This window comes from Nonomuraea deserti (assembly GCF_004348685.1).
In the GTDB taxonomy this organism is placed as follows: Bacteria; Actinomycetota; Actinomycetes; order Streptosporangiales; family Streptosporangiaceae; genus Nonomuraea; species Nonomuraea deserti.
Window position 1 is genome coordinate 1 of sequence record NZ_SMKO01000363.1, and the last position, 3,208, is coordinate 3,208.

The window sequence follows — 3,208 nt, forward strand, 5'->3', positions numbered from 1 at the left end:
GGCGTCCTCCGCGGTGGCGGAGGGCGTCGGGGTGGGCGTGGGGGCGGGGGTGGCGTTGGGAGCCGGAGGGTAGGCCTGGAATTCGCGGCTGCGCGTGACCACAGGCACGTTCATGGACACGACGCCGGCCTTGGCGAACTGGAGGTCCAGCTTGATGCTCTCGCCGCCTCTGAGGCTCTTGGGGATCGACTCGAGCATGATCTGCGGGGTGGGCTTGCCGGTGTTGACGAGCTGGCCGACGGGAAGCTGGATCGGGGCCGTGACCTTGACCTCGCCCATGCCTCCCGCGGTGATCTTCTCCAGGGTGTCCGGGGCGCCCGACTTGTTGAGGATGTTGAGGTAGACGGGGGCGGAGCCGCGCCAGGCGAGCTGCGCCCCGGGGTCGGGGCCGAGGATGAACGCCTGCGGGATGTGAATGCCGCGCGTGCCGTATGCACCCTTTTCGATCAACACTTGCGCCTCGTTGGGGGCGTACGGCTGGTTGGTGGTGGCGTCGAATCCTGCCCCGCAGCCCGCGAGCACGGGGGCTGCCAAGAACGCGGCGGCTACGACAATCCAGCGACTGCTGGTCACGGGCGGGTTCTCCTTGGTCTTGCGCATGCGTGTGTGAGGCTCACCCGCATGTCTCGCGCATGCGCATGGGCCGCGCCCACCTTATCGACCCGAATGCATGGTCATATCCGCACCCCCGCAGGTCATTCGCTATGTCCGCAAATGAGATTCATACAGTTGAGCACTTGTCAAGCCCCAATATGCGGCTTTGACCTGCAGTTATGAGGATTTCACTGTTCCGGGAGGCTGTGGATGCGTGGTACCCTGGAGTACAGCGGAAGGGGTACTTGTCACATGACTTTCCAGGTCGGCGACACTGTCGTCTACCCCCACCATGGGGCTGCTCGGATCGAAGCAATCACGAAGCGATCCATCAAGGGTGAGGAAAAGACCTACCTGGTGCTCAAGGTCGACAAGGGCGACCTTACCGTCCAGGTGCCAGCAGAAAACGCAGAACTCGTCGGCGTGCGCGATGTTGTCGGCCAGGAAGGCCTTGAGCGGGTTTTCGACGTCCTTCGGATGCCGCACACCGAAGAGCCGACCAACTGGTCTCGTCGCTACAAGGCCAATCTGGAGAAGCTCGCGTCCGGCGATGTGAACAAGGTCGCCGAGGTGGTTCGCGACCTGTGGCGGAGAGACCGCGAGCGTGGTCTGTCCGCGGGCGAGAAGCGCATGCTCGCCAAAGCGCGCCAGATCCTGGTCAGCGAGTTGGCTCTGGCCGAGAAGACCAATGAGGACAAGGCTGAGGCCCTTCTCGACGAGGTTCTCAACTCCTGAGCACGAATCTTCCACGGGTGGGCGTCGGAGTCGACGTCCACCCGTTCGCTTCAGGGCGCGAGCTCAACCTCGCCGGCCTGCACTGGCCGGGCGAAACCGGGCTCGACGGCCACTCCGACGGTGACGCAGCCGCGCACGCGGCCTGCGACGCGCTGCTGTCCGCCGCCGGTCTCGGCGATCTGGGCCGGTTGTTCGGCACGTCCGACCCCCGCTGGGCCGGAGCGTCGGGCGCCGCGCTGCTCGAGGAGACCGCGCGGCAGGTGCGCGCCGCCGGCTACGAGATCGGCAACGTCGCCATCCAGGTGATCGGCAACCGGCCGAAGCTCGCGCCGCGACGCGCCGAGGCCGAAAAGGCGCTCGGCGCCGCGGTCGGCGCGCCGGTGAGCGTGAGCGCCACCACCACTGACGGGCTTGGGCTGACCGGCCGTGGCGAGGGCATCGCCGCGTTCGCCACCGCGCTGGTGGTCAACCTTTCCTGAACGCCGGGCGTCTTACGCAGGGACGCGTGAGGGTGTCCCGGCGGGTCGTCGCCTAGCCCGCCGAAGTCCGAAGGCGGCGGTTCGTCACTGGCGCGGTACGGACCGCCGCCTTCCTTTTTGGGTAGTTTGCCTGTTCAACGGGTAGGTCTGCTCGAAGACATGTGAACGTCTCGGGGGGAGCTACACATGATCGGCGCGATAGTTTCGGCAGTAGTCATCGGCGCCATAGTCGGGGCGCTCGGCAGGCTGCTGGTGCCCGGCAAGCAGAAGATGTCCATCGGCCTGACCCTCATCGTCGGCATCGTGGCCGCCCTGATCGGCACGCTGATCGCGCAGGCGTTCGGCTGGGCCGACACCAGAGGCATCGACTGGATCGAGCACATACTCCAGCTCGTGCTGGCGGTCGTGGGCGTGCTCCTCGTGACGCGCATGGGGATCGGGCGCTCCGGCCGTACCGGAAGAACCTAGGGTCTGACCTGCTCGTTCGTCATCTCCGCGCATAAACGCGGTAGATCGGGTAGCGAGCACCCCGTGGGAGTGAACCGATCACCCTCACGGGGAGGTTTGTGTCATGACAGTCCAGTCCATCCTCGGCGCCATCCTGATCGGTGCCGTGATTGGCGCAATCGGCCGCTTGCTGCTTCCCGGCAAGCAGGCCATCGGCTGGATCCTCACCATCGTCGTCGGCATCGTGGCAGCTCTCCTGGGCACGCTGCTCGCGCAGGTGCTCGGCGTGGAGACGACGCCTGGCATCGACTGGATCGAACTGGTGATGCAGGTCGTGCTCGCGATCGTCGGCGTCGGCCTCGTCGCGGGGCTACGCCGCGGCTCGAAGGTCTAGGCGGATTCGCGTGGGCCCGCCCGGGAAGGCACCCGGGCGGGCCCACCCGGGTGTCAGTCCTCCGGCGGGCGCGGGGTGCTGCGCAGCCGCTCCGAGGGCGCCGGGGTCTCGTCGTGGACCACGGGATGCGGGGCGGTGTCCTCGTCCCCCCGCCCGGCCTCGTGGCGGTCGGCGGCCTCGGGGCCATGGGCGGGGTCGGGCCCGTCGTCGGCGACGACGGGATGCGGCTGCGTGTCGGCGTCCGTGTCGTCGGAGCGCGGGTGGACGAGGACGTCCTCCGGCTTGACACGATCGCCCCAGCGGACGGGCCGAGTCACCGGCTCCGGCTGCGGATCTGGCTGCGGCTGCGGTTCTGGCTGCGGCTGCGGTTCTGGCTGCGGTTCCGGTGGTGATTGCGGTTGCGGTTCCTGCTGAGGCTGCGGTTTCGGCTGCGCCTGCGTATCTAACTCCACAGGGCGGAGTTCGGGCGCTCTTTCCTCTTCTTCATCCTCCTGCGCTGGCCGCGCGGTCCGCGCGGGCCACTCGGACACCTGCGCCGAGACCGGCGCCGTCTCAAGGG

The 3,208-nt window shown here is 67.7% G+C and carries 6 protein-coding genes; 4 read left to right on the forward strand and 2 right to left on the reverse strand.

All coding sequences use genetic code 11. The features are described from left to right. Positions 1–573: copper chaperone PCu(A)C (locus E1292_RS49870; protein ID WP_181958430.1), on the reverse strand; the 573-nt coding region annotated here is incomplete at its 3' end. Positions 574–846: 273 nt separating this feature from the next. On the opposite strand from E1292_RS49870, the gene E1292_RS49875 reads away from it, so the two are divergent. The 4 genes from E1292_RS49875 to E1292_RS49890 all read left to right on the forward strand — a co-directional run bounded on the left by E1292_RS49875 (position 847) and on the right by E1292_RS49890 (position 2,649). Beyond that, positions 847–1,329 carry a CarD family transcriptional regulator gene (locus E1292_RS49875; RefSeq protein WP_043624891.1) on the forward strand — a complete coding sequence of 161 codons (483 nt, stop codon included), beginning with the start codon at positions 847–849 and terminating at the stop codon, positions 1,327–1,329. Positions 1,330–1,346: 17 nt separating this feature from the next. Beyond that, a complete protein-coding gene (ispF, locus tag E1292_RS49880) occupies positions 1,347–1,808 on the forward strand; it encodes a 2-C-methyl-D-erythritol 2,4-cyclodiphosphate synthase (protein ID WP_132606794.1) in 462 nt (153 codons plus the stop codon). Positions 1,809–1,994: 186 nt separating this feature from the next. Beyond that, positions 1,995–2,276 (forward strand): GlsB/YeaQ/YmgE family stress response membrane protein, encoded by a 282-nt coding sequence (locus tag E1292_RS49885; RefSeq protein ID WP_132511981.1) that lies wholly within the window; start codon positions 1,995–1,997, stop codon positions 2,274–2,276. A 103-nt stretch (positions 2,277–2,379) separates the two neighbouring features. Next, positions 2,380–2,649: a GlsB/YeaQ/YmgE family stress response membrane protein gene (locus E1292_RS49890; protein ID WP_132606795.1), complete on the forward strand. Its 270-nt coding sequence runs from the start codon at positions 2,380–2,382 to the stop codon at positions 2,647–2,649. Positions 2,650–2,702: 53 nt separating this feature from the next. On the opposite strand, the gene E1292_RS49895 is transcribed toward E1292_RS49890, so the two are convergent. After that, a complete protein-coding gene (locus E1292_RS49895; protein ID WP_132606796.1) occupies positions 2,703–2,966 on the reverse strand; it encodes a hypothetical protein in 264 nt (87 codons plus the stop codon). Between the last annotated feature and the right edge of the window lie 242 nt (positions 2,967–3,208).